The organism is Ruegeria sp. ABF4_144, from assembly GCF_056160045.1.
In genome coordinates, this window is record NZ_JBSWWK010000001.1 from 2,114,216 (window position 1) to 2,138,558 (window position 24,343).

Sequence of the window (24,343 nt, forward strand, 5' to 3'; positions counted from 1 at the left end):
GCAGAGTGATTTCTCCTACAACAGCGCCTCTTTATCGAGACCGAGTTTGACGATCTTTTCGTTGAGTGTCCGGCGGCCGATCCCAAGCGCTTCGGCGGCGGCATCCATGCGGCCTTTGTGTGCCTTGATGGCTTTGCCGATAAGTTCACGTTCAAAAGCGGCAACCGCTTCGCGCAGCGTATCCGGCACTTCGTCGAAGTGCTGATCGCTTTGGATAGCCTGCACCACCGACCCTCCTCCGCGTCGGGCCGCCAATATGCGCCGTTCACAGACATGGCGCAATTCACGTACATTCCCGGGCCAGCTATGCGCAAGCAAAGCGGCCAAATCATCCTGATCGAGTTCTGGCGCGTCTATCTCATAGACCTGCGCGTATTCGTTCAAGAAATGCGTTGCCAACAGAACCAGATCATCCCGTCTTTGACGCAGTGGAGGTAAAGACAGGACAACAGTATTCAATCGAAACAAAAGGTCCTGACGCAGGCGGCCTTCCTCGGCTGCCAGTACAACATCTTCGTTGGTTGCTGACACGACCCTGAAGCTTACTGGCACTGGCGACACAGCCCCCACCGGCAGCACCTGCTTATCTTCGATGACCCTTAACAGCTTGGCCTGCGCTGCAGGCGGGCATGAGCAGATTTCATCCAGAAACAAGGTCCCGCCCGATGCCGCCACAAGCCTTCCATCAGATTCACCCGCGACGCCGAACATTTCCACCTCAAACGTATCGGCAGACAATGCGGCGCAGTTCAGCGCCAGAAACGGTGCTTCCGGTGAGCGGCCCAAATCATGTAGAGCATGGGCAACCAGCTCTTTCCCGGTGCCCGTATCCCCCTGCAACAAAACCGCAACCGAGGTATCAGCAAGATCAAGTACTTCTTGTCGCAAGTCTGTAATGGCGTCTGTTTGACCCAGCAGGATGCGATCCAGCCCTGACAGTTTGAACAGCCGGTCTTTAAGGCGGGCATTGCTTTTCCGCATTCGATTTTGTTCAGCCGCGTGCCTCAGCACCGTCAGCAATCGCCGAGGTTCATATGGCTTTTCGATGAACCCATACGCCCCGTCCTGTATGGCCTGAACCGCCATCGGGATGTCACCATGTGCCGAAATCAATACCACCGGCGGCGCCACATGCCTGTCCAGGCTGGCCAGCAATTCAAGTCCCGACATGCCAGGCATACGCACATCCGAAAGAATGACATCGGGCGAGGCGCTGGCCAGATGGTCCGTCACCTGGGTCGCGCGCGGCAAGGCGCTGACAGTCCACCCTGCGGCTTCGAGCAACTCGACCAGAGATTGTCGCATCGACTTGTCATCATCAACGACCAGAACTTTGAAGGGTTGTTGTTGAGTCATTCGCGCGTTTTTTCCGTAACTGGGGCCATCGGGAATGTGACACAGAAAATTGTTCCGCCGCCATCACGGTTTCGGGCCGTCATTATGCCAACGTGATCTTTGACAATGCTGGTGGAGATAGCCAGACCTAAGCCCATGCCCCGCCCGCTCTCCCTTGTGGTTACAAATGGCTCTTGCAGCTCAGCCAGCGTTGCCTCGCCCAGCCCGTGGCCGTTGTCTTGAATTTCCAACACTGCTTCATCGTCAGAAGCCATGACAGCGATATGGATTTCAGGTGCATCCGCTTCATCCATCGCGTCAATCGCATTGCGCACGAGATTAGTGATGACCTGTTCAATCCGCAGGGCATTGCCCCGGATAAAGACCGGACCGATCGGCGCATCAATTGAGACCTTCACCTTGCCCTGCGCGATGTTTGGCTCCACCAACGCCAAAGCGGCGTTGACCGAGGCGCACAAATCCACGTCGTCGAACGCCTCACTCTCTGAACGTGCAAAAAACCGCAATTGGCGTGTTATCCCCTCCATCCTGTCAACCAGGCTTCCGATTTTTTGCGGCAGCTTGGACTCACCGGAAGATGAGATCTCTTCTGCCACTAGATGATTGCGCATCGCAGCGATGGGCTGGCCCAGTTCATGCGTGACCGACGCGGATAATTGTCCCAGAGCCGCCAATCGGCTTGCGCGCTCCAACTCGCCTTGGGTGCGTTTGAGGCTCTGCTCGGCTGTCTTACGGTCGTCAATTTCGATGGCGAGCCTTTCATTCGCCTCACGTAGCTTTGCTTCTTCCTCTTCAGATCGCGCCAACGCCGCGCTTACGCGTCTTGCGCGTTGTACTTGGAAGAAGATAAATGCGAGCCCCGCCAAAAGGACAAAAACTGCAGTTACAAGCCAACTACGCGCTACGGCCTGATCGTCACTTGCAAAATAGTGAAGCGACCACCCATGGGGCAAGTCTGTCGTTGCAAGATGCAAACGCTTCGTCCCCGCAATTCTGGCCTGATCCCCCGGCAACTCAACCCAATCCAACGCATCTAAGTCTTGCCCCGGAAACTGCCTGGCATCTCGAATTCGTTCTTGCTGTGGCTCCGACAGCGGCGTCAACGCACGATATTGCCAATCCGAGTTTGAAGAAAGCAGAACGACACCGTCTTCGTTGGCCAATAGAACCTGTTCGCCTGAGTTTTTCCAACTATCCTGAAGACTAGAGAAATCGATCTTTATCGCAATGACGCCAGTTGAAGCGCCCTGGTCGTCAAGCACTGCATTGGCGATGAAGTATCCTGGCAAACCAGTCGTTGCCCCGATGGCATAGAAGCGGCCCTGTTCACCAGAAATGGCACTTTGGAAATACGGGCGGAAAGCGTAGTTCTGGCCAACAAAGCTCCCTGTGTCGCGGTAGTTCGATGCGGAAATCGTGATCCCGTCTTCGTCCATCAGGTAGATCGCATCCAGCCCGGCCTGCTCCGCAAAATCCTCGAGGCGTCGGTTTAAAGTTCCGGTGCCGTCTCCTTCGGCTGTTCCAACTACAAAGGAATCCTGTGACAGCACATATGTGAAGTGGGAAAATCGCTCGAGTTCGCTGCTAACCGAGCTTTGGTAAAGAGAGAGCCGACCCTGAGCTTTCGAAAGCTCCTCCGAAACAAAGTATTGGTAAGAAACCAAATAAAGGCCAATGCTCGCGGCAATGGCGACTAAAATACCCACGATATACGAAGTTGATCGCATTGAATGCCTATAGATTGCGACAGCATAGGATCACAGTGGGGTTTAGCCGTCCATCCCAAGACTTCTAATTCGACATCTGCACATTGAGGCCAAACAAAAAATGACCGAAGATTTTGAGAGGCTAACCAATGAAGCATCCTACCGAAACAACTTTTGCTTTCAGCATGTAGACGCGGCCCAAACCTGCCATTGACCAGTAGCCTACGATGCCGAGCGGCTCACCGAACCCGCCGTTCGCTGCACGAGTTCGACCCTGAGCATCTAGAACTCACCCTGCGGTTCTGTGCTTATCCGTAAGCCGGAAACATAGCACGCGTGGAGGCTAGGGTTTTGGAGAAGCGATTACTACCTGCAAGTCCTGTTCGAACTGTGTCTAAGAGATTAAACCGAACCGCTACGGGGAACCCCCAATATCGCGGCCACATCTCGTTTGTTAGGGTGGAGTTAACGGAGCAACCACACACACAACTCCGAGACCCCCGAGATTGAGAGGCTGGCTTTACCCCCTTGTCCAGCCTCTCGCTCCGCCAATTGCTTCAATTTTGACAGGACAGGCAGATCTGGCTGTGAGCGGCAGCGTGTTTCAAGTGCATCCTGTTAACCAGCTTGGGAAACTTCGATGCCACATTCTTACAGGAGGCCTTCTAAACTTCGAAGGGACAGAGCAAACCGAATGCACAGCAGTTCCGGCAAACGGATGAGTTCTTTCTCATTCTAAGCTGCACAATGCGCTTCGAATTGCGAGATCGCGATGTCGTTCTTAGAGCTGGAGAGCTTTTATGTTGTCCCAAATGGTGCAGAGCACCCGCCTGTCGCAAACGGTGAAGTCTACCTATTGGTGATCGAACCAAAAGGGGTCCCAAACTCAACAGGCCCGACAACTACCCCCAAAAAGTCGATATGGCGGACGCCCATAGAGCCCGCGGCATCAATGCGAGTTCGAACAGACTGACTACCCAAACCGGAAACTCGATTGGATGTTGCAGTGTTGCATTGGCAGTCCGCAAAACCGAGCAAACGCAGATTATAAAAACTTTGCCACGGGTAAAGTCGTCGAACCTATCTCAAGAGTTCAGGAGCCACTGCGTAACATTCTGTTTTTCTCGATAATCTCGCCAAGGGTCGCGCGCGCATCTGGCAACACCGCTGTGAAGCGCACCATAAAACAACCATCGTCGTGATGCTGGTCCATTACTTTAGCGTAAAGCGTCAGATCGCTGTCAGACCCGCCTTCCCATTTGATCTGAAACTGAAGATCACTGAAAGGTTTTGGCGCTGTCTCGGATTGTATGCACGCTTCGACAGGGGAAAGCTTCACTAGCTGACCGTGCTGCGCCATACCCACAACCTGTTTACCGACAACCGCTCTGTACGAGAGCGCAACGGGCAAGCTGATGTCTGCCATCTCCACAGATTGCGATGAAAGGGTGATCGCATAGGTGCCCCCCATGCCAATCAATTCATAAAGCTTCAAAGGATCGCCAGAACCTTTGGGCTCAACAGTGCGCATCGCTCCTAGTTCGATAGGCGTTTTGACGGCTTCGCGCGTACTATCTGCGATTAGTATCTGGCCACCGACAGTGTAGCTCTCGATCCTTGCAGCCAGGTTGGTTGTTCTGCCCACTACGCTATACTTCGCGCGTTTATCAGAACCGATATTGCCGACGACGACTTCACCCGTGTTCAGACCGATGCCCATCTCGATTTCCGGGAAGCCATTTCTGGTATTCCATTCGTTAACCCGACCCATCCGCTGCTGCATTTCCAACGCACAGGCCAAAGCGCGGTCAGCATCGTCGGGCCGTTGCAAGGGTGCGCCAAACACCACCAAGATCGCGTCGCCTATGAAGGCATCAATTGTGCCATTGTATTTCTGGATGACGTTGGTCATTTCGCTGAGATATGTATTCAGCATTGCCACGATGCTTTCCGGCGGCAACTCGTCAGAGAGGGTTGAGAACCCCCGCAGATCTGACATCAACATGGTAACCGTGGTTTTCTTCCCGCTGAAGTCCACCCCATCCGCCGATTTCAACAACTGATCCACAACTTCCGTGGCAAGAAACTGGCCGAACGTCTGTTCAAGAAATTTTGCGTGAACCTCAAGCTGCTCCGTCCGCTCACGAACTTTTTCTTCCAGATGCTCAACGATCTCAGCATTGCGCATTGAAACGGCAATCTGTCCTGATAGCAGCGACAACAGTTGTGCTCGTTCCGGCTTGAAGGCCGAACTCACCAGATTGTTTTCCAGATAGACCAGGCCAATCAATTCGTTCTGGTGGAGGATAGGTTGACACAGAACTGAACGCGTTTCGTTTTGCTGAACGTAAGGGTCAACCATGAAACGCTCGTCAAGCTGAGCGTCGTCCACGAGCACGACCTCGTGCGTTCGCGCCGTAAAATTGATTACGCTGGCCGGGAGAATTTTGGATCCTTGGTCGGAATCGAGAGCAACGGGATTCTGGAATACACCAACTTCGGATGTAACGCTGACCTCTGTTTCGATTACCAGTTCGTCGCCATGTGCAAGCAAAAGCACGCCGCGTTGAGCACCGGCGTTTTCGATCAGAATTCCAAGCAACCGATCAAGAAGCCGCCCTTGCACCACTTCCGCTGAGATCGTCTGAGCCGCTTTCAGCAGGGTATTCAGGTCAAGGTCCTGTCCCAGGAATTGATTGGTCGTTCTATTGGTTGTTGAGGTCAGGCTTTCAGTGATCTGTTGCGTGGTTGCGCGATGATCGCGATGTTCGGTGAGGAGTTGAGGGAATTCCAGTTCCAGCTCTTCCACTTTGCGATGCGCGCCCCACAAACGGTAGGCATACCGCGCATCGCGTAGGTACATCAAACCGATCCGAGCACTGGGTCGACGCTCAATCACGTGTCGCGCGGCTAGTTCACACGCCAGCGCTTCATCCTGTAGAAACCGGCCCTTCTGTGCTGCGTCAATGGCCGCGTCCAACAGGTCCAGCACATCTGCATCGTTGCCGTTCAGGCGCGCAATTTCCGCCCTTACCATCAAGGTTTTAGCCAGGAAGTTGTCCGGACCGGACTCCGCCCACTGGGTCAGCCTTTCGTGATTTGCCTCCAGACGGCTTTGCATATCGGGATCGGTCTCGCCATCCCGAAGAAGCGCGGCGATCGAAAGCGATTGATAGAGAAGGTGGTCGGCAAGGCAGGGATGGTTGACGACAAAGCTGAGGATCGGTTCCACCAAACGCGTCTCAGAAAGCGCTTCTTGCGGTCGACCGAACACATAATGAGCTTGGGCTTTTAGAATTCTATGGAAACAGATGGCCATGGACATCTGGTTCTCTTCACACCCGGCCAGAAATGTTGCTTCGTCCAGATCTTCGGTGGAAAAATCTGTGCTGGATTGCGTCCGTCCTGCCAGCGTTGAAAGCACAAGCCGATACGCATTAATACCAGCCGCAGCACCGTGGTTTTGCGCGCGTTGGAGGGAGTCCAATTGGGTTGGCATCGCATCCAGCACGTCTTCAAGCGGCTTGCCCGCGAAGCTGTCAATCACGACGCGGTACATTACCAGATAACCCGCCCAAAGAATGTCGCCTGAATCCATACCCTCGCGATAGCCACGTTCGATCACGGGTATCGCATTACGTACATGTTCCACCCACGGGATAAGCTCCACGCCGGTAACCAGACACACAGTTGCTGTCGGGGCACGTGCACCAAACTTGTCGCAGAGCCGCAAGGACAGCTCACCGAATGCCGCGCCCTCTCGGTACTTGCCCATGAACGCGCCTAGGATCAGACCGAAGTTGGCAAAAAACAGTGCAGACTCCGGCGCGTTACCGTGCTTCAAAGACAATTGTACCGAGGTCCCGACAATCAGCGGGAAAAGCTCTTGGTTGTTCAGGAACGCTGCAATGGTCAGATGCCGCAAGCTGCGTTGTGCCAGCGCGATTTCAGGGCTGTCGACGTCTGCATTGTCGAAAAGCACCGCCGGGTTTGTGGCCCCAAGCATCGCCGCAGCCTGGCCGATCGCGTTTTGGCCGGCTTCTTCCAGATTGTCGAGGCTCATCTGGACGCCGACGAGCCCCAGGGCCTTGATACCTGCATCAATGGCTTCGTCGAATTCCATCAGCAAAGTATGCTGCGCAATACGCGTGAAGAAAATTTCCGCCTTTTCAAGGTCAGTTCGTGCGTGCGCCAACGTTGTGGTCACAATTTCGGTGCATCGCTCGAAATTGCCAGTCAAGTATTCGAGCGCTGCGGACAGGCGTTGAACTTCAAACATCAGCTCATAGTTTTCGTCCCAACCGTCCGGTCCCAACAGCTCTGACGCAACGTTCACGAAAGACAGCGCGGCCTCATAGGCAGCCGAGTCAAAAGCCCTGCGCGCTGCAATCAGGTCAAGATGCGCAAGATCAAGCTGCTCTGCTCGATCTTCCATTCCGCCCCGCCCGATGTTGAGTTGATCGACAACTTCAAAAATTCGGTCATTTAACTCTTCCGGTGTCAGCCGAGCTCTGAGCTGGCGTCCAATGGCAAGATGGACGCTGTTGTGCCCGTCAGTATCGATCAGATCATAGGCGGCCTGCTGAATACGGTCGTGTTGAAACTCAAAGTCCCGCACGACAAGCGGGGACAAGACGTTATCCGTCTCGGTCACGACCAGATCAGAGAGCGGCTGGATCATTTCCTTCTGAATAGCCGGCAGCAGGCGTTCGAACGCTTCCTGAGGTTCGATTTTTAAGATCAGCGCGAGTGTGTCGATGTCAAAACGGTTGCCGACACAGGATGCAATTTGCAGGACGGATTGTGTGCCCTGCTCCAACCTGCGCAGTTTTTCCAGCAGAAGGTCGACCACATTGTCGGTGATTTTTGCCGCGCGGATCGCCTGAATATCCCACGTCCATTTCGTGGGCTCGTTGGGGTTAACGGTCTTTTGGACAATCAGCTTTTCATGGTGCAGGTCCATCAGAAACTGCCGTGTAAAAAGCGGGTTGCCTTGGGTCTTTTGCACCACGAGTTGCGCCAATTCGATAACCTGTGATGCATCCGCATGAAACGTGTCCGCAATCAAATCTGCGATATCGGACACGCTCAGCGGGGCAAGTGACAAATCTGACAGGCGCCCCCCAGCCTCCTGAACCGATTCAAGTGCCAGCGACATGGGATGCATCGCGTCTACTTCGTTGCTGCGATACGAGCCGATCAAAAGCAGGCGGCCAATCTGATCGTCGGTCAAAACAATTTTCAATAGGCCCAGCGTCGCGCTGTCGGCCCATTGAAGATCATCAAGAAACAGGACCACAACCCGGTCGTGGGCACAAAGCGCGCGCAAAAACCGGCGAACGGTTTGGTTGAACCTGTTCATGGCCTCTGTGGTGTCCAGCTCTGGTGCAGCAGGCTGTGGCCCGATGATCAACTCAAGCTCTGGCACAACATCCAGAAGGACCGACGCATTCGGGGCCAAAGCGTCATTGAGTTCCTTGCGCCAGGTTGCGTGCCGTGTCTGGCTTTCGGTCAGCAATTGCCGCACAAGGTCCTGCAGGGCGACCGTCAGGCCCGAATACGGGTCGTTTTTTTTGAACTGTTCGAACTTGCCCTTGATGAAATAGCCGCGCGCTCGGGTGATCGGTTTATGAACTTCATTCACCAACGCCGTCTTGCCGACACCCGAAGAGCCGGACACCAACATCATCTCAGCAGGTCCTTGACGAACGCGTTCAAATGCTTCGAGCAATGTGCGCACTTCTTGATCACGACCGTACAGCCGTTCAGGCACCGTAAAACGCTGCGCACGATCCTTGAGACCCGGCACAAACTGGTCGAGATCGATGCCAAGCCGTACAGCTTCAAGGTCTGCAACTATGCCAAGGGCGCTTTGATAGCGATCCTCAGCCTTTTTGGCCATCATTCGCTGAACAATCTTGGACAGAGCCAGCGATACGTTCGGATTTTGCCTATGGGCAGGAACAGGTTCGCGGGCGACGTGGCAGTGTACAAGCTCTAGTTTGTCGTCAACCTCGAAAGGCGGCACACCTGTGAGCATCTGGTAGAAGGTTGCACCCATCGAATAGAAGTCGGTGCGATGGTCAAGCGTTCGGTTCATGCGCCCGGTTTGTTCGGGAGAAATATAGGGCAAACTGCCTTCTAGAACCTCTGGACTTTTCAGGATTGGATGCTCGGTCGAAAACTGCGTCGCGATCCCAAAATCAATCAATTTCACCTCGCCAGTTCCCGGATTTATGAGCACGTTTTGAGGCGAGATATCCTTGTGGATCACGCGCGCCTGATGAATGCCGTCAACAGAGCGGGCAATCTGAATAGCGGTCTCAAGGAATTCTTCGTGTGACAGCGCTCGGGACGACAGCAGATCCGCGACAGAGATCCCCTCGAAGTCCTCCAGAACAATCATGAGCGACTTGTCATGGCGCTGTAAGTCCAGAGCTTTGATCACGCCCGGTAGGTTCAGGCTGCTTGTAATCTCGAACTCGCTGCGGAAGCGCGCAAGCCTGCTGGCGCTGGGAAAATCGCTTTTGAGGATTTTTATGACAACGCGTTCACCATCAGAGTCGCGCGTTGCGCGGAACACGAACGAATTGGTGCTTTCATAGAGAGTCTCGGACAATTGAAAGCCCGGAACAAAAGACATCTGCACGTTAGCCATTTGCGCTGTCACCCACCGACATTTTGTTTGCCCATAGTATCCTATACCATGGCCGACTTGTGCAAAATTGAGTTCCGAAAAGTTGCCAAACGGTATGAATTTCGTCAGCTGTGGCAGTATTTCCCGCTCCCACTTTTCCTGTTCTGTACATGTCCCGATTTCTGCGCCGGGCAAGTCGCGTCCAACGTCCAGAAAATCGGTCATCGCATTCATATGGCCCGCCAGGTACTCATGCCCGCGCGCGCTCTCAAGACTGCGGGACGCCAGTTTCCAGAACGGACTGTCCCATCGCGATCCACGTGCGTAGTGCCAGGTAATAAACAGTGAGTTGCGCAGGACATAAGAGCGCATGGTCCGGTTCGCGTGTTCGACGGCACCCACATCCGGCGCGCTTTGCGGGTGGTGTTCCGTCATCCAGCGCTGTGCAATGCGGACTTGCATGATCGTGGCGCCGATGGCCGTGGCCTCAAGCGGTTCGACGAAGGATGCGGCATTGCCAATGGTGAAAATCCGACCGTCAAACCAGTTGCGGCGCATGAAGTTCGGGAAACTTACGCGAACACGGATTTCCGTTGGTTCGACCTGCTCTTCTTTGAGAAAAACGTCGAAATCCGCCAGAACTTCTTCGTCGCTGCTGAGTGAAGGGTTGAAAACATACCCGCAGGAGGTCCAATCCCGCAGCGGGATTTGAAATATCCACCCGTGCGGTCGGGCGACTAAACGGGACATGCTGGTCTCGGTACTGGGGGGTAAGCGGCGCACCATCGCGCGGCCAGTAGGTATCCAATCCATGCGAATGATCTCGGGATCTTCCGGCGCTTGCGCCCAAGCTCCCGGAGGAAATCCCCGCGCGTCCAACACATAGTCACAGTCCAGTTGACTGCCCTCCTCGAAACCGATGGCTACGCCGCCGGGCAGAGCCTCAAGGGACACAACCCGGGCATCAAGCTGCTTTGCCCGCACATGATCACTGACAATCCCAGTCACACGACCGGCGTCAAAGTGGTATCCGAAAAGACGCGGCGGCTGAAACCTGTTTACGAAATCCGTGCTATGTGATCCCCATCCTTCATAGTGTGACCCAAGCTTTACTGTCGCGCCACAACGCGCGCCCAGTTCGTCCGGTCCGATGCCTGTGACTTCTTCCAGCCACAAAGGAAAGCGTGGTGTTGTTCCTTCTCCGACACCTATTGTCGGGATGCGGGAATCGTAAACGTGCCACAGCTCAGCCTTCGGGAAATAGCGAGTCATATGGGCTGCAGCAATAAAACCGGCCGTTCCGCCACCAAGTACAGCAATTTTCATGAAACAGCCTCATTTGTTAAGGTTTCCGGTTTGCGCAGCATATGCTGGAGTTCCAACAGCATTATGGCCAAAGAAGGATCAAAAGGGGCAGCTCGTGTTAGGCTGTTGATCTGATCGGCCAAACCAGGTTGCGACGCTGCTGCTGTCCAATCGTTCGTTGCGATCATCCAAGGCAACTGGTTATGCTTGGCAAGTTGAGACTGGAAGCGGTTCGCCGCGATGGTTGTCTTGCGTTCTGGCTGATCAAGATACCCTTGCAGCAACTGAACACCTCGGGCCGCCGCCGTCATTCCCAGCCCAGCATAGGGGTCAAGCGCACAGACGCTGTCACCAATTGCAAACAGATTGTCTGGCCAGAAAGAGTATTGTTCGTAGTGCCGACGGCGATTTGCGGTGCGACCAAACAAATGCGGGGGCGTCACCGGCTCAGTGCGTTTCAGTACGTCATATAGCTCTGCGGCTGGTAGCGTCGCCGCCGACGCAAGAAAAGTCTCGTCGTTGGTCGGCAATGGGACATCTTCGGGAGTTTGCAGCACCACTCCCCAAAGATCGTTCTCTGCCCGCATCATCATCCCTGCACGTCCATGGGTCGGCGCCAACGCAAGGCCTTGCCAGTCCGGAGTTTGATCTGGTGCTAACCGCACCCAACGTGAAACATATTGTCGACCCGGTGCGACTTCGGTCATCGCGATCTGATGCTGCTCGCCATAAATCCGGGCAAGCCAGCGTGGCAGACGCGAGGCGGCACCGCTGGCATCCACGACCACATCAGCATTGTCTAAAACTTGCAAAGCGCCGTTGGTCGACTGAAGCCTCACACCACATACGCGATCGCCATCCCGCGAGACCTCAAGCCCGATGACGCGCAGGACCGTTTGAATCGTCACGTTGTGGGCTTCGCGTAACACTGCTAGCAGCGCGCTTTCGATGAGCCCGCGTGAAGCGCCATAAAGGGTTATGCCCGTTTCAACCCTCGGCAACCACCCTGAGGCCACCCGCATTGCAACATCTGCGCCCGCGTCATAAGCCACCGCACCGCGTGCAATCAGTTCGTCGCGCCAACCAGGAACCAGTTCGTCGAAAGCTTGGGCGCCAGCTCCCATCAACATGTGCAGGCAGTGGCTTTGCGGCACTTCGGGGCGTGTTGCGGGGGCGCCATCCGAAGGTTCCCCGTAGTTTGACCGTTCCAGAACCGTAACACTGGTAAAACGGTCCTTTAGCATATTTGCACAAAGCATTCCCGCAATACCCCCACCAATGACAAGCGCATGGTCGCCTTTCATTCGTGGCTTAGCTGGGTGTGGTACGGCTGGGTGTGGCAAAGGACTCAGAACGCGTTTTCGGGGACGTCGTAGGAAATTCGCTCGAAGGTTTGCGAGACGACAAACTGGAAACCGTCTGTCTTTCCTTCTGCATCGCGGGGAACAAATGGTCCGATTATCCGGCGCTGATTGGGATTGAGGAAATACTGATTGTTGTAGTAGTCCCCGGTCGGGAAGTTCAAATGAAAGAGGTAGGTTCCGGGGGAACTCTCGACACCGTGGACTTTGACGTCACCGGTGATCGACTCGCAGGACTTGCCGTCGACTTGCAGTTCAAACTCACGCAGCACAAACAGATCTTTAAGCGACTTACCATGTTCGTGCTCTTGTATCAGCTCGTCCAGGCTTCCAAGATCTTCCTGCCTGTAGTGCATTACTTTCCCGGGTTCTTTCCAGTCGATCGTCAGGATACTGGGTCCGGTGTAGAGGTACTTCCCCTTATTGTCGTAAACGATTGAATGACCAGTCCACATTCCAATCATGATGTCGAATGGACGGGCATAGTCGAAATAGCTGCTAGTCATCTGGGGGGTCCTCACTCAATGAGTCAAAATTGTATCACGTGGGGGTTCAGGTCTTGCTCTCGGGTTGGCATAGAAAGCCACCCTTGGCGAACGGGAACGTCATAAAGGCGCCCTGGGCCAAACCTGGCCCAGAAATGGCGTAGGCCCGGGGCTACAACTCGCACCACTGGAAAATTCACATCTGGCCGAGTCTGGTCGAGAACAAAGACATCAATGCCATGTTCTTTTAACCGCGACACGCAGGTTTCGATATCCGTGAGAATATCGTCACTTGCCAGACTGTCGCTTTCATCCAGCTTTAGCATCGGTTGTCTGGTGTCTGGCACAAGATAGCCAGCTTCGGACAGGCGCGTTGTCCGCCACCAGTTTATCGCTTCGGAACTGCCGAGATGGGTCGTTTCGACGGCCGTACCGCCCGCTTTTGGGACGGCTTCCAGAGACTGGTTTATTTCCGTAAGCGACCGCGACAGGGCGACCTCGGGATCGAGATGACAGCCAAACCCGTAAATAATGTCTTCTTCAGACTTGTCTGTTCTGCCTGAAATGGCCGCAAAGGTAGGTATGCCAATGTCGCTTGTTACATCAATCACCTGCAGGTTTCTGTGCATCTGCTGGTAGTGCAACGCCAGATCGCGCCCGTATGTATCGCGGGAGCTTGCGATATCCACGCCAGGGCGGATCAGCCGGTTGTACCACCAAATCGCGACAGCATCTCTTTCAATCAGCTCCAGCAAACCCTGCAGAATAGCTTCTTCCAGTGTGCCCCCAGCGGCGCAGCCGTTGGAATCCGCACGTCCATAGGCCGAGCCGTTGCCTTGATAGCCGAAATAGCACATTGATGTCGGCAGGTATCGCATCGTGCCATCACTCAGCGACCACAGCGGTGTCCACTCGATTTCGGCTTCGCTGTCGAATGGTTCCGGAACCCAGTATGCTTTATGATCTTTTCGGTTAAGCGCAGCGTGATCCGCATATTGTTGAGCGCTGTAGCCCTGGCATTCGTTCGGTAGAATGACTGGTGCTTCCAAATCCTTGACCCGGGCAAGGCGTCGAGGCTCGGTCCCATCAAAAACGCCACAGTAGCGTTCCAGGGATTCAGCCACAGCACTGATACGAGCCTGCTCTGGGCTTCGACCTTTTCCACCTGATCGCCGCCGAAATCCTTCGCGCAGAAAAAACCCGGTGTCATGCAGGTCAGAAAAGTTGTGATCGGCGGAATAGGTTGGCGTGATCCAAGACCCTTGGCCCGAATAATCACCCCGAACACCTGGGGCGAGTGAGCCAACAATTCCGGTAATTGGGCTTACATTTCGGTCCAAAATAGCCTGCACATCATTGCTGTGGCAGGACCGATGCCCTCCATCTGAGCCACGAACTTTGGGTCGCGGCTGTAGATTTGGTTTAGGTGGTGTTTCGGGCTTGGTGGAATTGTCACCGCATACCGGGCATTGCGGTCGGCGAGTTAGAGTGTGCTCCTGCCGTTCCATCGAAAGATGGTCCGTGCTGATCACCCGGTTGGCCAACACCGACGGACCGCCGACACCGATCCAACGGGTCACTTCAGTAGCGAGTTCTGCCAGTGCTGCGGTCTGTGAAGTGTCATTATTGGCTTCTGGGGCGAGCCGGGTGCCAGCCAAACCTGAAAGTTTACCGATATGGGTTTCAACGCGGCGGTGCCATCTCAGACGATGTGCAAGACACTCCCAGCAGGCTGTTTCACCGGGAAGAAATACAGGGCCAAGCCAGCTTTGAATACCGCCTGGGTTGACCAATATCCACGGCCGACCTTCTGCAACAAACCGATTGTTCAAAACGTCCAATTCAGCGGCAAGATAGTTGTTGGTTACAACAACGCTCAGCTCGCCGCGATCAACGACGCGCACCCCGTTTTTTTCGAGAAGCGCGCGCAGACTGTCGCCATTTCGGCCAATGCAAACGACATCTACCGGCGTGTTTTTCAAACGCTCTGCCGCTTCAACAGGGTTCACCCCTGCCAATTCCCAAAAAGCCTGCTGGTCGCGCGGCATCACCGAACTGTCTTCGGCTAGAAATCCGCGCTTTTTGAGCAGGTCCAGAGCAGAGAGAATATCGGCGCTGGCATAGCTCTGACACAGCTGGTCGAAGATATCCTCGACCAACTGCTTTCCGTCCAGAAAAGGTGCCAGATCGGAAAAGATCTTAGACTTCAGGCAGACGTGACCTTGCTCGTTGAACAAGTACAAGCCTGCTTCGGGAACTACGGTTGCCTTGATGCTGGATTTGAACCGTGGTGCCGCAATGGCACTGTCATACATAAGAGCGCTTGCCCTCAGCAGCAGGCCGGTGGTGCAACAGCAGTATCATGCTCGTGGAGATCATCATCGTGCACGTCGTCGGGTTTGTCTCCGACATTCACGATCTTTGAAAAAGTCTTGCCGATTTCTTCGCCGTATGCCTTTACTGCAGCAGTTGGGTCTTGCTCGAGCAGCGTCCGAAATTCCGGGTCTTTCCAGGCTTTTGCATGCATTTTGCCCCAGTCTTCATTCGTCGGTGCTGTCATTGAATATTCCTCCGTTGGTTGATTACCGTCTGCACATTTGCATTGATTTGCTGCTTTTTGTTAACCTTTTCACACAAGCAAAAGACACGATCAAGTTGTGAGCACACCTTTCTGCTCAGAGTTAATCTAAATGAAGCGCAGATTTCACGAGCTTGTGTAGCCTCCGGTAGCAGGCCGACGTTGGACTTCAAACCGATTGGGCGTTCCTGAAACGAGTTCCAACCTAAAGCTGCGTGCTATTGTTTGGATGATGACGACCATTTGCGACAAGGATTGAGCAGCCGCAACACAAACTCTTGGACCGACACCGAAAGGCATATAGGCTTTGGCCGAAAAAGGCGGAGTACGACCCGCGGCAAAGCGGTCAGGTTGAAACTCAGAAGGCTGCGAAAAGTAACGAGGATCTCGATGCAGCAAAGCCGGGCAGACCCAAATTCCATGCCCTTCAGCCAGTTGGTGCCCCCCTGCTCGAAAGTCGCGCGCCACTTCACGATAAATAATTGGTGCCGGAGGCGTCATTCGCATCGACTCTCGCAAAATCGCCATTGTTCGGCTTGTGCCAAGCGTCGCATTACTGAAACGTTCGGCTTCATCAAGGGCTTCCGCCTCATCGGACAATTGCCAGCCCAGATCATGGTCGGCAATGTCAGTCCAGAACTGCGTCAAAGCGAATGGCATAGTTAGATGGCCTGCAAAAAGCATCTGAACAATTTCCCCCACGACGTCTTGTTCGGAAAGAACGTCGGGAGCCATGTGATGCGCCCTCACCAAGGCCGAGAGAACGTCGCCTCGATCAACATATTCCTCAAAACGATCGTGGATGACGGCCAGGACCCCATCCATATTTCTGGGTGCCCGAGGGCGCGTCATTTGCACCACTCCTTCGGTGTCACCTGCAGTCGCGGTAAAATCCTCTCCGTAGCCTTCAAGGTAAGGCACAAGGGCACTGCGCTCTTGAGCCGTTCCCCAACCCTCAAGATCTGCATCCAAAACTGTGCGCAGCGCGATCCGGGCAATCAACAACCGAAACTCATGCGCAAGGTCAATCGGTTCTCCGTCCACCCAATGGGCAGTGATCGACTCCGTGAGTTCTCCCGTCAAAACAAGTCGAGGTTCACGCAACGCAGCACGAAAGAGCGGCAGCAAAAGTTGGCGACGCTGGCGCCAGATTTCAGGATCGTCCAGCGTTGTCAGCCCGTCGCCCCAATACCCGGTGTTCGAAGCCCGCAAAAAATCAGGCTTGCGCAGATCTGCTTCGTGGAAGCGAAAAAGGTTCCGGGCAAGATCAGCATCATTTACAAATATGATCGGTCCGGTGCCCAGATCAAAGCTCGAAACGTTTCCATACGTATCAGCCAGCTGACTGAGAAAGTCGAACGGGCTGCGTTGAAAAAACTTCGCATTGAGCCGCGCATGTTGGCTGCCGACCGGTCCGGGCGGCAAAGTCAATTTAACGTCCTGCAAGGGTTTTCGTGATGAACCAACCAAATATTTGGGCATATGGCTTGGCTCCTGATGTCGTGCTCGACGAGACCGGTGAAGTTGCGAAATTGCGCAGCGCTACTGAATCGATTTCCGTTACCGACGCTGCCCATATATCGCTTGCCAGGAAACTCGTCCAAGGCTGTTTGAGTGAGAAGGAACTGGCGGCTTGCCTTGGTCCGAGTCCAGATACAGAGGTTAACTGTGCATCGTTCTTGTTGCGCCTGGACCAGCGCGGCTTTCTCTGTCGTTTCGTCATGCAGAACGCTCAGCCTATCGCTGTTTGTGTTCCACAACGTGCGCCCGTCAGCAGCATTCCGAAATTCGAACCGGATGCCGTTATCCGGCTTTCTAAACAGATAGTTTTGCAGCCCCGACAAAAAGGGCTCAAAGCGCTGGCTCCGGGAAGTTGGGCGACCATAGATCTGTTGGACCCACAGATTGGTCCATTGCTTTTCAAGCTGTCCGAGGGCGCTGAGGCGGCGCAGGCCCCAAACTGCGTGCCAGGTCTTGAACCCCATGCTTTCGAGGCTTTGATGCAGCTCTTTGCATGGTGCGATTTGTTGGAAGGCACTGCGGAACGTAAACCGCCTGTGCATGAAGCGCTTTTTCACAGCCAAACACGCCTCGGTTTCGCAAGGAATAACCTCGGAAAAACGGGAAAATCGCACGAGCCCGAACACCCAGCCAAACATGTTCCGGACATTGCGCTGCCGCTTCCCGATATCGCGGAAATTATTGCAAACGACCCGCCGCATATGCTGGTGTCCCGCCGTCGAAGAAGTCGCCGTGATCAAGGTCGCACACCGATCAGTCTTGCGCAGCTTAACGAACTGCTTTTCCGATGCTTCTACCAAGAGAATGGTCGCCGCTCCTATCCCAGTGGTGGTGGTATACACCCATTGACTGCGTATCTTGTTGTTAATCATTGCGACGGTTTGGAGCCAGGGCTTTATGCCTATGATTGCAAACGTCACGGCCTCACAAGGGTTAGCAAATTCAATCCTGCTCTCAAGAGGCTTTTGAAAGACGCCGCCGCGTCGGCCAACTGTGTTTCGCACACACAAATTTTGCTTCTTTTATCTGCTGACATGGCGACCACCCGCACCGCCTACGGTGCATTGGCGTATTCATTGGTCCTCAAAGAGGTTGGTGCCGTTTATCAAAATGTTCAACTCGCAAGCGAGGTGATGAAGTTAGCGGCATGCCCGCTGGGAACTGGAAACTCTTTAGTCTTTGCAAATGTCAGCGGGCGCAGTGCGTATGATGCGCCATTGGTTGGTGAAATGATTATTGGGTCAAGTGAGTGAGTTGTTGATGGGGGGACGCAAAGGCAAATGTCCGTCGCGGAACCTTCCAGTTCGACAACTCCGCCGCCGCTGACGTTGGTGCAGATAGTTATCTGATCGATGGTGAAACGGTCACCAAGACCGATGGTGGCGGGGAGACAGGGATTCGAACCCTGGGAACGCTCTCACGTTCAACGGTTTTCAAGACCGCCGCATTCGACCACTCTGCCACCTCCCCGCGTGAGGCCGGGTCTAAGGCCAAGTTGAAACGGTGGCAAGAGCAAATAGGGAAATCTCGCCGAAGCGCGCGCAGCGGTCTTTCCATGACACTTTGCTCACGTTATGCTTTGCAGGAAAGACCGTAACAGGCCGGCACGACAGAACCGGCGATCGGCAGCGGGGCTCTGGAAACAAGGGCCCTTCAGGCAAGGGATGACAAAATGAAACGAGCGAGTGAGACACGCGCAAAACCGCGATCGCTGGCGGTGCTTGCCGTGGGATTGGCAGTTCTGGCCGGTTGTGAGGAGGGATTGTCTCCGGACGGGGCCTCTAAAGAAGCCTCAGCCGACGACACCCAGACCGATCAAAAGGTCGAGTTGTTTCCGGATTTTTCGAAAACCTCGGGCGAATCCGTTGAAGCACCGGAAGTGTTCAATGTGGTTGAGGCCGGTCTTTGGGATGGCCGCCCATCTTTGGGCGGTATCTGGGTGGCCCATCCCGACGTCACTCAACCCGAACGCGTGTTGATCAAGAACACGGCCAACAACAAATCCATCACCGGCGCCTTGTTCCGCCGCGAACGCAGCCAGCCCGGCCCCACGTTGCAATTGTCCTCGGCAGCGGCTGAAAAGCTGGGCATCCTTGCCGGGGCACCGACCAAGGTTGAGGTTGTCGCCCTGCGGCGCAAACCGGTTGAGACTAAAGAGCCGGAGCCGGAAGAGACGCCAGAAGTCGAAACGGCCGAAAATACGACCGAAGCAGAGGAAGCCAAACCTCAAGAGGATGTGGTCGACACGGCAGCGGCTGAGGTTGACGCTGAAAAGCCCGCCAAGCGTAAGTGGTGGCAAAAGAAGGAAACGGTTGCCGCAGCTGGCGCAACCGGAGCTGCGGCCGCTGCCGCGACCGACACTGCTGCCGAGGCAACGACTGAGGCAGCGGAACAAGTCGTTGAAACGGCCGTCGAAGCGACCCCAACCGCAACCTTGTCGGACCCAGAGGTCACTGCACCAGAAGAAAAGCCTGCTAAACGGAAATGGTGGCAGAAGAAGAAAACCGACACGATCACCGAAACGCCTCTGGACCCCATCGCGGGCGCAGCAGCAGCTATTGACGCGGCAGAGCCGACCCCTGTCAGCACTACGGCTGCAGCATCCACTCAGCAAAGTACCACGCGTTCGTTGCCCAAGCCTTTTGTTCAAGTCGGAACTTTCAATGTCGAAGCCAATGCCCAAAGCGCGGTTTCGAAGATCGAGCGCAACGGCATGTCCGCCGATATTCGCGAACTGAAGACCGGAGACAAAACGGTCTGGCGCGTTCTGGTTGGCCCAGCAAAAACCCGCTCCGAACGCAACGCGATCCAGCGCGATGTCAAGGATCTTGGTTTTACCGACGCGTTCACCGTCAAAAACTGAAACAAAGGAGGCCCCCGTGCTGTCCTCACTGCGATCATCTGTTTTGACCCTCGGGCTGGCTCTGCTGGCCCTGCCCGCCCATGCTTTCGACACACAGGCCCGCGCAGCCTATGTGATGGATCAGACAACGGGCACTGTGCTTTTGTCCAAAGAAGCGGATCAGCCACTGCCGCCGGCGTCGATGTCCAAGCTGATGACGCTTTATGTCGCGTTTGAAGCACTGCGCGATGGCCGATTGACGCTGGATGAAACACTGCCAGTGTCCGAACACGCGATGAGCTATGGCGGTTCGACCATGTTCCTGAACACGCAGGACCGCGTCCGGGTCGAGGACCTGCTGCGCGGCATCATCGTTCTGTCGGGCAATGACGCCTGCGTGGTAATCGCCGAGGCACTCAGCCCCGATGGAACCGAGGCCGGGTTTGCTCGTTACATGACCCAGCGCGCCAAGCAGATGGGAATGGACAACTCGAACTTCTCCAACTCCAACGGCTGGCCCGCCGCGGGCCACATGATGTCCGTGCATGACTTGGCCGTTCTGGCAGACCGGCTGATCTCAGACTTCCCGGAATACTACCCACTGTTCGCCGAGGAAGAGTTTGAATTCGATGGGCGCGCGCCGTCGAACAAGCGCAACCGCAATCCTTTGCTGAAACTGGGGATCGGTGCCGACGGCCTGAAAACCGGCCACACGCAAGAAGCCGGCTACGGCCTTGTCGGCTCGGCCAAGCAGGGGGATCGCCGGGTGATCTTCGTTCTCACTGGCCTCGACAGCACCGGCAAGCGGGCAGAGGAGGCTGAGGCCGTGGTTAACTGGTCGTTTCGAAATTTTGTCGAGAGGACAGTTGCCAACGCGGACACGCCGATAGCACAGGCCAAGATCTGGATGGGCGCGAAAAAGACTGTGGATCTAGTCCCTGAAGAGGATCTGACGCTGCTGTTCCCAGTGCTGGGCGACAAGAATGTTGAGGCCGAGGTGGTTTATGACGGCCCCATCAACGCACCTGTCGAAAAGGGTCAACAACTGGCTGAACTGGTGATTAAACCCGAGGGCTTGCCGGAAATTCGGCGCCCGTTGGTTGCCGCTGAAAGCGTCGCAGCCGGTGGGTTTGTGGTCCGCATGATGACCGTGGGCGGTATTGTTCTGACCGATGTTATCGGCAATCCTCTGGACGCATTGTGACGAGACCCGGGTTATTTCTGACCTTCGAAGGCATTGACGGATCAGGCAAATCCTCGCAGGCACGAATGCTTGCAGATCACCTGCGGGGTCTGGGCCATGACGTTGTTCTGACGCGTGAACCCGGCGGTTCGGCGGGGGCCGAGGAAATCCGTCGACTGGTTCTAGAAGGCGACCCCGACCGCTGGTCGGCCGAAACGGAACTGCTGTTGTTCACCGCCGCGCGGCGGGATCATCTGGAACGCACCATCGAACCCGCGCTGGCCGCTGGTAAAGTGGTGATCTGCGACCGCTTTGCTGACAGCACCCGCATGTATCAGGGCCTGTCGCGGGGGAACTTGCGCGCTCTGGTCGATCAATTGCACAGCCTGATGATTGGGCGCGAACCCGACCTGACCATTCTGATCGACATGGACCCGAAAACCGGCCTGAGCCGCGCCAAGGGGCGGCAAGGTACCGAGGAACGGTTTGAAGATTTTGGCATCGATCTGCAGGAAAAGATGCGAGCGGGCTTTCTGGCGCTGGCGGATGAATTCTCGAACCGTTTCCGGGTGATCGACGGCAACCGAGACATGGACAGCGTTGCACAGGATGTGACAGAAATCGTCCTGCAATCATTGTGAACGGCGATAGATGAGCGACGACACCCCAACCCCGGATCAGGCTCCCGGAGCCCCACATCCGCGCGAGACCCAGCACCTGTACGGACAGGCCGAGGCCGAGCAGGCGTTCCTTAGCGCTTACACTTCGGATCGACTGCATCACGGCTGGCTTCTGACTGGTCCACGCGGGGTGGGCAAGGCGACTCTGGCCTGGCGTATCGCCCGGTTTCTGTTGGCGACGCCACCTGCTGAAGATGGGCTGTTCGGCGTGCCGCCGCCCCCGGAAACGCTTGCGATTGATCCCGAACATCCTGTCTCGCATCGAATTCAGGCCGGGGCTGAACCTGGGCTGGCCGTCATTACCCGCTCGCTCAACGATCAGGGACGGTTGCGCAATGAAATCGTTGTCGACGACATTCGCAAGCTGGGAAAATTCTTCGGCCTGTCCTCGGCGGATGGCGGGCGTCGGGTCGTCATCGTGGATTCTGCTGATGAGATGAATGTCAGCGCGGCGAACGCTCTGTTGAAAATGCTCGAAGAACCGCCCGCGCGCACAACACTGTTGCTGATCTCGCACCAGCCATCACGCCTGTTGCCGACGATCCGGTCGCGCTGTCGCACCCTTCGTTTGTCGCCTTTGGGTTCTGAGGACATGCAGTCCGCCCTGATTCAATCCGGCGCCGAACTGCCCGCACAGGCCGACCACCTTGCCGCATTGGCTGCCGGGTCTGTGGGGGATGCCGTGCGGTTGATCAATCTGGGCGGGCTGGAGATTTACGCCGAGCTAGTCGCCATTCTGGGCACCCTCCCCCGGATGGATCGCCAGCGCGCGTTGAAACTGGCCGAAGCCGCCGCCCAGCGCGGAGCAGCTGAGCGGTTCGAACTGCTGCTCACCCTGATCGACGTAGCCCTGTCGCGCCTCGCATTGACCGGCGCAACCGGCGCGCCTCCCTCGCCAGAGGCCGCGCCACATGAGGCCGAAACGCTGGTGCGCTTGTCCTCATCGCCGTACCAAGCGCGCCAATGGGCCGAGGTCGCCGCGACAATCACTGCCCGCGCACGACATGGTCAGGCGGTGAACCTTGACCCTGCCGCTCTGGTCCTAGATACGGTGTTCAAGATACAGGAAACCGCCGGTCAGAGCAGATGAGCGACACCCCCCAGATCACCGACAGCCATTGCCACCTGGATTTTCCCGATTTCGAGGGGCAACTAGACCAGATTGTTGCCAACGCCGCCGAGGCGGGGGTGACCCGCATGGTCACAATCTGCACGCGCCTGCGCAATGAACCCACCGTCCGCGCCATTGCCGAGGCCCACGCGCCCGTCTTCTACGCCGCCGGCACCCACCCGATGAGCGCTGCAGATGAACCGATGGCGACCGTCGATGAACTGGTCGCACTGGCGCAGCACCCAAAATTTGTTGGCATTGGTGAAACCGGTTTGGACTACCACTACACCGCCGACAGCGCCGAGGTGCAAAAGCAATCGTTGCGCGTCCATATCGAGGCTGCCCAGCGCACTGGCCTGCCCTTGATTGTCCACGCGCGTGCAGCCGACGACGACATGGCACGCATACTGGCCGAGGAGCACCGTAACGCGCCCTATTCCTGCGTTATGCACTGCTTTTCGTCCTCGGCAGAGCTGGCAAAAGCGGCACTGGATCTGGGGTTCTACCTGTCGATGTCCGGCATCGCCGCCTTTCCCAAAAGTCAGGAACTGCGCGATATCTTCGCCGCTGCTCCGGTCGACCGCGTTCTGGTGGAAACCGACGCACCCTATCTGGCCCCACCGCCCTATCGAGGCAAACGCAACGAACCGGCTTATACCGCCCATACTGCACGCAAAGGGGCCGAAGTTTTCGACATGGGCTACGCGGATTTCGCCGCCCAGACGCAGGCTAATTTCGACCGGTTGTTCTCCAAAGCCGCGACCTACAAGGCGGCCGCATGACCGAGCTGCGCTGCACCATCCTCGGCTGCGGCTCCTCAGGTGGCGTGCCCCGGCTGGGCGGGCATTGGGGCGAGTGTGATCCCAATAATCCCCGCAATATCCGCCGTCGCTGCTCAATGCTGGTCGAGCGTGACGGGCCCGAGGGCACCACATCCGTGCTGATCGACACCACTCCCGATATGCGCAGCCAGTTGCTGAGCACCGGGACCGGGCGGTTGGACGCAGTGGTCTATACGCACAGCCATGCGGACCACGTTCACGGCATCGATGATCTGCGTATGATCGTCTTCAATATGAAGGCCCGCGTTCCAGTATGGGCGGATGGCGACACCCAAAACGACCTGTTGGGGCGGTTTGGGTACGCGTTTATTCAACCCGACACCTCTCCATACCCGCCGATTTTGGACCTGAAGACCATCGACGGCCCGTTCGAAATCGACGGCCCCGGTGGCCCGATCCCGTTCCATCCATTCAAGGTTAACCACGGCTCGATCGACTCGCTGGGCTTTAAGATGGGTAAGCTGGTTTATTTGCCGGATGTCGCCGAATTCTACGACGACGCGTGGGCGTTGCTAGAGGGGTTGGATTGTCTGATCATTGACGCTCTGCGCCGGTCGCCGCACCCAACTCATGCGCATCTTGAAAAGACGCTGGGCTGGATTGACCAGTTGAAACCTAAACGCGCAGTGCTGACCAACATGCATATCGACCTCGACTATGCCACGGTCGAATCTGAGACCGCCGATCACATCACACCGGCCTATGACGGCATGGTGATCCGTCAGGCTCTTTAGAG

The 24,343-nt window shown here is 55.9% G+C and carries 15 protein-coding genes and 1 tRNA gene; 7 read left to right on the forward strand and 9 right to left on the reverse strand.

The annotated features are described in order from the left end of the window. Positions 1-15: 15 nt before the first annotated feature. The 8 genes from ACXAGD_RS10640 to ACXAGD_RS10675 all read right to left on the reverse strand — a co-directional run bounded on the left by ACXAGD_RS10640 (position 16) and on the right by ACXAGD_RS10675 (position 16,910). The gene (locus tag ACXAGD_RS10640) at positions 16-1,356 is read right to left on the reverse strand and encodes a sigma-54-dependent transcriptional regulator (protein WP_475210415.1); all 1,341 of its coding nucleotides are present in this window, start codon (positions 1,354-1,356) and stop codon (positions 16-18) included. After that, on the reverse strand, positions 1,353-3,062 hold the full coding sequence (locus ACXAGD_RS10645) for a sensor histidine kinase (protein WP_475210418.1): 1,710 nt from the start codon (positions 3,060-3,062) through the stop codon (positions 1,353-1,355). The genes ACXAGD_RS10640 and ACXAGD_RS10645 overlap by 4 nt, the downstream gene beginning before the upstream one ends. A 1,093-nt stretch (positions 3,063-4,155) precedes the next feature. Further along, complete coding sequence (locus ACXAGD_RS10650; RefSeq protein WP_475210421.1) at positions 4,156-11,025, reverse strand: tryptophan 7-halogenase; 6,870 nt, start codon at positions 11,023-11,025, stop codon at positions 4,156-4,158. Further along, entirely contained in the window at positions 11,022-12,248 is a 1,227-nt protein-coding gene (locus ACXAGD_RS10655; protein ID WP_475210426.1) for an FAD-dependent monooxygenase family protein, read from the reverse strand. The genes ACXAGD_RS10650 and ACXAGD_RS10655 overlap by 4 nt, the downstream gene beginning before the upstream one ends. Positions 12,249-12,352: 104 nt before the next feature. After that, entirely contained in the window at positions 12,353-12,871 is a 519-nt protein-coding gene (locus ACXAGD_RS10660) for a hypothetical protein (RefSeq protein ID WP_475210428.1), read from the reverse strand. A 23-nt stretch (positions 12,872-12,894) separates the two neighbouring features. Then, positions 12,895-15,165, reverse strand: a complete 2,271-nt coding sequence (locus ACXAGD_RS10665) for a TOMM precursor leader peptide-binding protein (RefSeq protein ID WP_475210429.1) — start codon at positions 15,163-15,165, stop codon at positions 12,895-12,897. A gap of 14 nt (positions 15,166-15,179) precedes the next feature. Next, complete coding sequence (locus tag ACXAGD_RS10670; protein ID WP_170518819.1) at positions 15,180-15,410, reverse strand: hypothetical protein; 231 nt, start codon at positions 15,408-15,410, stop codon at positions 15,180-15,182. Positions 15,411-15,554: 144 nt separating this feature from the next. Then, positions 15,555-16,910, reverse strand: coding sequence for a cytochrome P450 (locus ACXAGD_RS10675; RefSeq protein ID WP_475210430.1), 1,356 nt, complete (start codon positions 16,908-16,910; stop codon positions 15,555-15,557). Here ACXAGD_RS10675 and ACXAGD_RS10680 point away from each other — a divergent pair. Beyond that, positions 16,886-18,202 carry a SagB family peptide dehydrogenase gene (locus ACXAGD_RS10680; protein ID WP_475210431.1) on the forward strand — a complete coding sequence of 439 codons (1,317 nt, stop codon included), beginning with the start codon at positions 16,886-16,888 and terminating at the stop codon, positions 18,200-18,202. The two genes, ACXAGD_RS10675 and ACXAGD_RS10680, sit on opposite strands and share 25 nt — an antisense overlap. A 127-nt stretch (positions 18,203-18,329) precedes the next feature. Here the strand turns inward: ACXAGD_RS10680 and ACXAGD_RS10685 are convergent. Next, positions 18,330-18,419, reverse strand: a tRNA-Ser gene (locus ACXAGD_RS10685). A 202-nt stretch (positions 18,420-18,621) separates the two neighbouring features. Between ACXAGD_RS10685 and ACXAGD_RS10690 the strand changes: the two genes are divergently transcribed. The 6 genes from ACXAGD_RS10690 to ACXAGD_RS10715 are packed head-to-tail and all read left to right on the forward strand — an operon-like array spanning position 18,622 to position 24,341. Then, positions 18,622-19,812, forward strand: coding sequence for an SPOR domain-containing protein (locus ACXAGD_RS10690; protein ID WP_475210433.1), 1,191 nt, complete (start codon positions 18,622-18,624; stop codon positions 19,810-19,812). Positions 19,813-19,828: 16 nt separating this feature from the next. Then, the gene (locus ACXAGD_RS10695) at positions 19,829-20,995 is read left to right on the forward strand and encodes a D-alanyl-D-alanine carboxypeptidase family protein (protein WP_475210434.1); all 1,167 of its coding nucleotides are present in this window, start codon (positions 19,829-19,831) and stop codon (positions 20,993-20,995) included. Further along, on the forward strand, positions 20,992-21,615 hold the full coding sequence (tmk, locus tag ACXAGD_RS10700) for a dTMP kinase (protein ID WP_475210438.1): 624 nt from the start codon (positions 20,992-20,994) through the stop codon (positions 21,613-21,615). Before ACXAGD_RS10695 ends, tmk begins: the two co-directional genes overlap by 4 nt. Positions 21,616-21,625: 10 nt before the next feature. Next, positions 21,626-22,744, forward strand: coding sequence for a DNA polymerase III subunit delta' (locus ACXAGD_RS10705; protein WP_475210440.1), 1,119 nt, complete (start codon positions 21,626-21,628; stop codon positions 22,742-22,744). After that, a complete protein-coding gene (locus ACXAGD_RS10710) occupies positions 22,741-23,547 on the forward strand; it encodes a TatD family hydrolase (RefSeq protein WP_475210441.1) in 807 nt (268 codons plus the stop codon). The genes ACXAGD_RS10705 and ACXAGD_RS10710 overlap by 4 nt, the downstream gene beginning before the upstream one ends. Continuing rightward, positions 23,544-24,341, forward strand: a complete 798-nt coding sequence (locus ACXAGD_RS10715; RefSeq protein WP_475210442.1) for an MBL fold metallo-hydrolase — start codon at positions 23,544-23,546, stop codon at positions 24,339-24,341. Before ACXAGD_RS10710 ends, ACXAGD_RS10715 begins: the two co-directional genes overlap by 4 nt. Positions 24,342-24,343 lie beyond the last annotated feature (2 nt).

Coding starts and splice junctions, on each gene's coding strand:
- ACXAGD_RS10640 (WP_475210415.1), bottom strand. CDS start 1,356: ATGACTCAACAACAACCCTTCAAAGTTCTGGTCGTTGATGATGACAAG.
- ACXAGD_RS10650 (WP_475210421.1), bottom strand. CDS start 11,025: ATGAAAATTGCTGTACTTGGTGGCGGAACGGCCGGTTTTATTGCTGCA.
- ACXAGD_RS10655 (WP_475210426.1), bottom strand. CDS start 12,248: ATGCTAAAGGACCGTTTTACCAGTGTTACGGTTCTGGAACGGTCAAAC.
- ACXAGD_RS10660 (WP_475210428.1), bottom strand. CDS start 12,871: ATGACTAGCAGCTATTTCGACTATGCCCGTCCATTCGACATCATGATT.
- ACXAGD_RS10665 (WP_475210429.1), bottom strand. CDS start 15,165: ATGTATGACAGTGCCATTGCGGCACCACGGTTCAAATCCAGCATCAAG.
- ACXAGD_RS10670 (WP_170518819.1), bottom strand. CDS start 15,410: ATGACAGCACCGACGAATGAAGACTGGGGCAAAATGCATGCAAAAGCC.
- ACXAGD_RS10680 (WP_475210431.1), top strand. CDS start 16,886: ATGAACCAACCAAATATTTGGGCATATGGCTTGGCTCCTGATGTCGTG.
- ACXAGD_RS10675 (WP_475210430.1), bottom strand. CDS start 16,910: ATGCCCAAATATTTGGTTGGTTCATCACGAAAACCCTTGCAGGACGTT.
- ACXAGD_RS10690 (WP_475210433.1), top strand. CDS start 18,622: ATGAAACGAGCGAGTGAGACACGCGCAAAACCGCGATCGCTGGCGGTG.
- ACXAGD_RS10705 (WP_475210440.1), top strand. CDS start 21,626: ATGAGCGACGACACCCCAACCCCGGATCAGGCTCCCGGAGCCCCACAT.
- ACXAGD_RS10710 (WP_475210441.1), top strand. CDS start 22,741: ATGAGCGACACCCCCCAGATCACCGACAGCCATTGCCACCTGGATTTT.
- ACXAGD_RS10715 (WP_475210442.1), top strand. CDS start 23,544: ATGACCGAGCTGCGCTGCACCATCCTCGGCTGCGGCTCCTCAGGTGGC.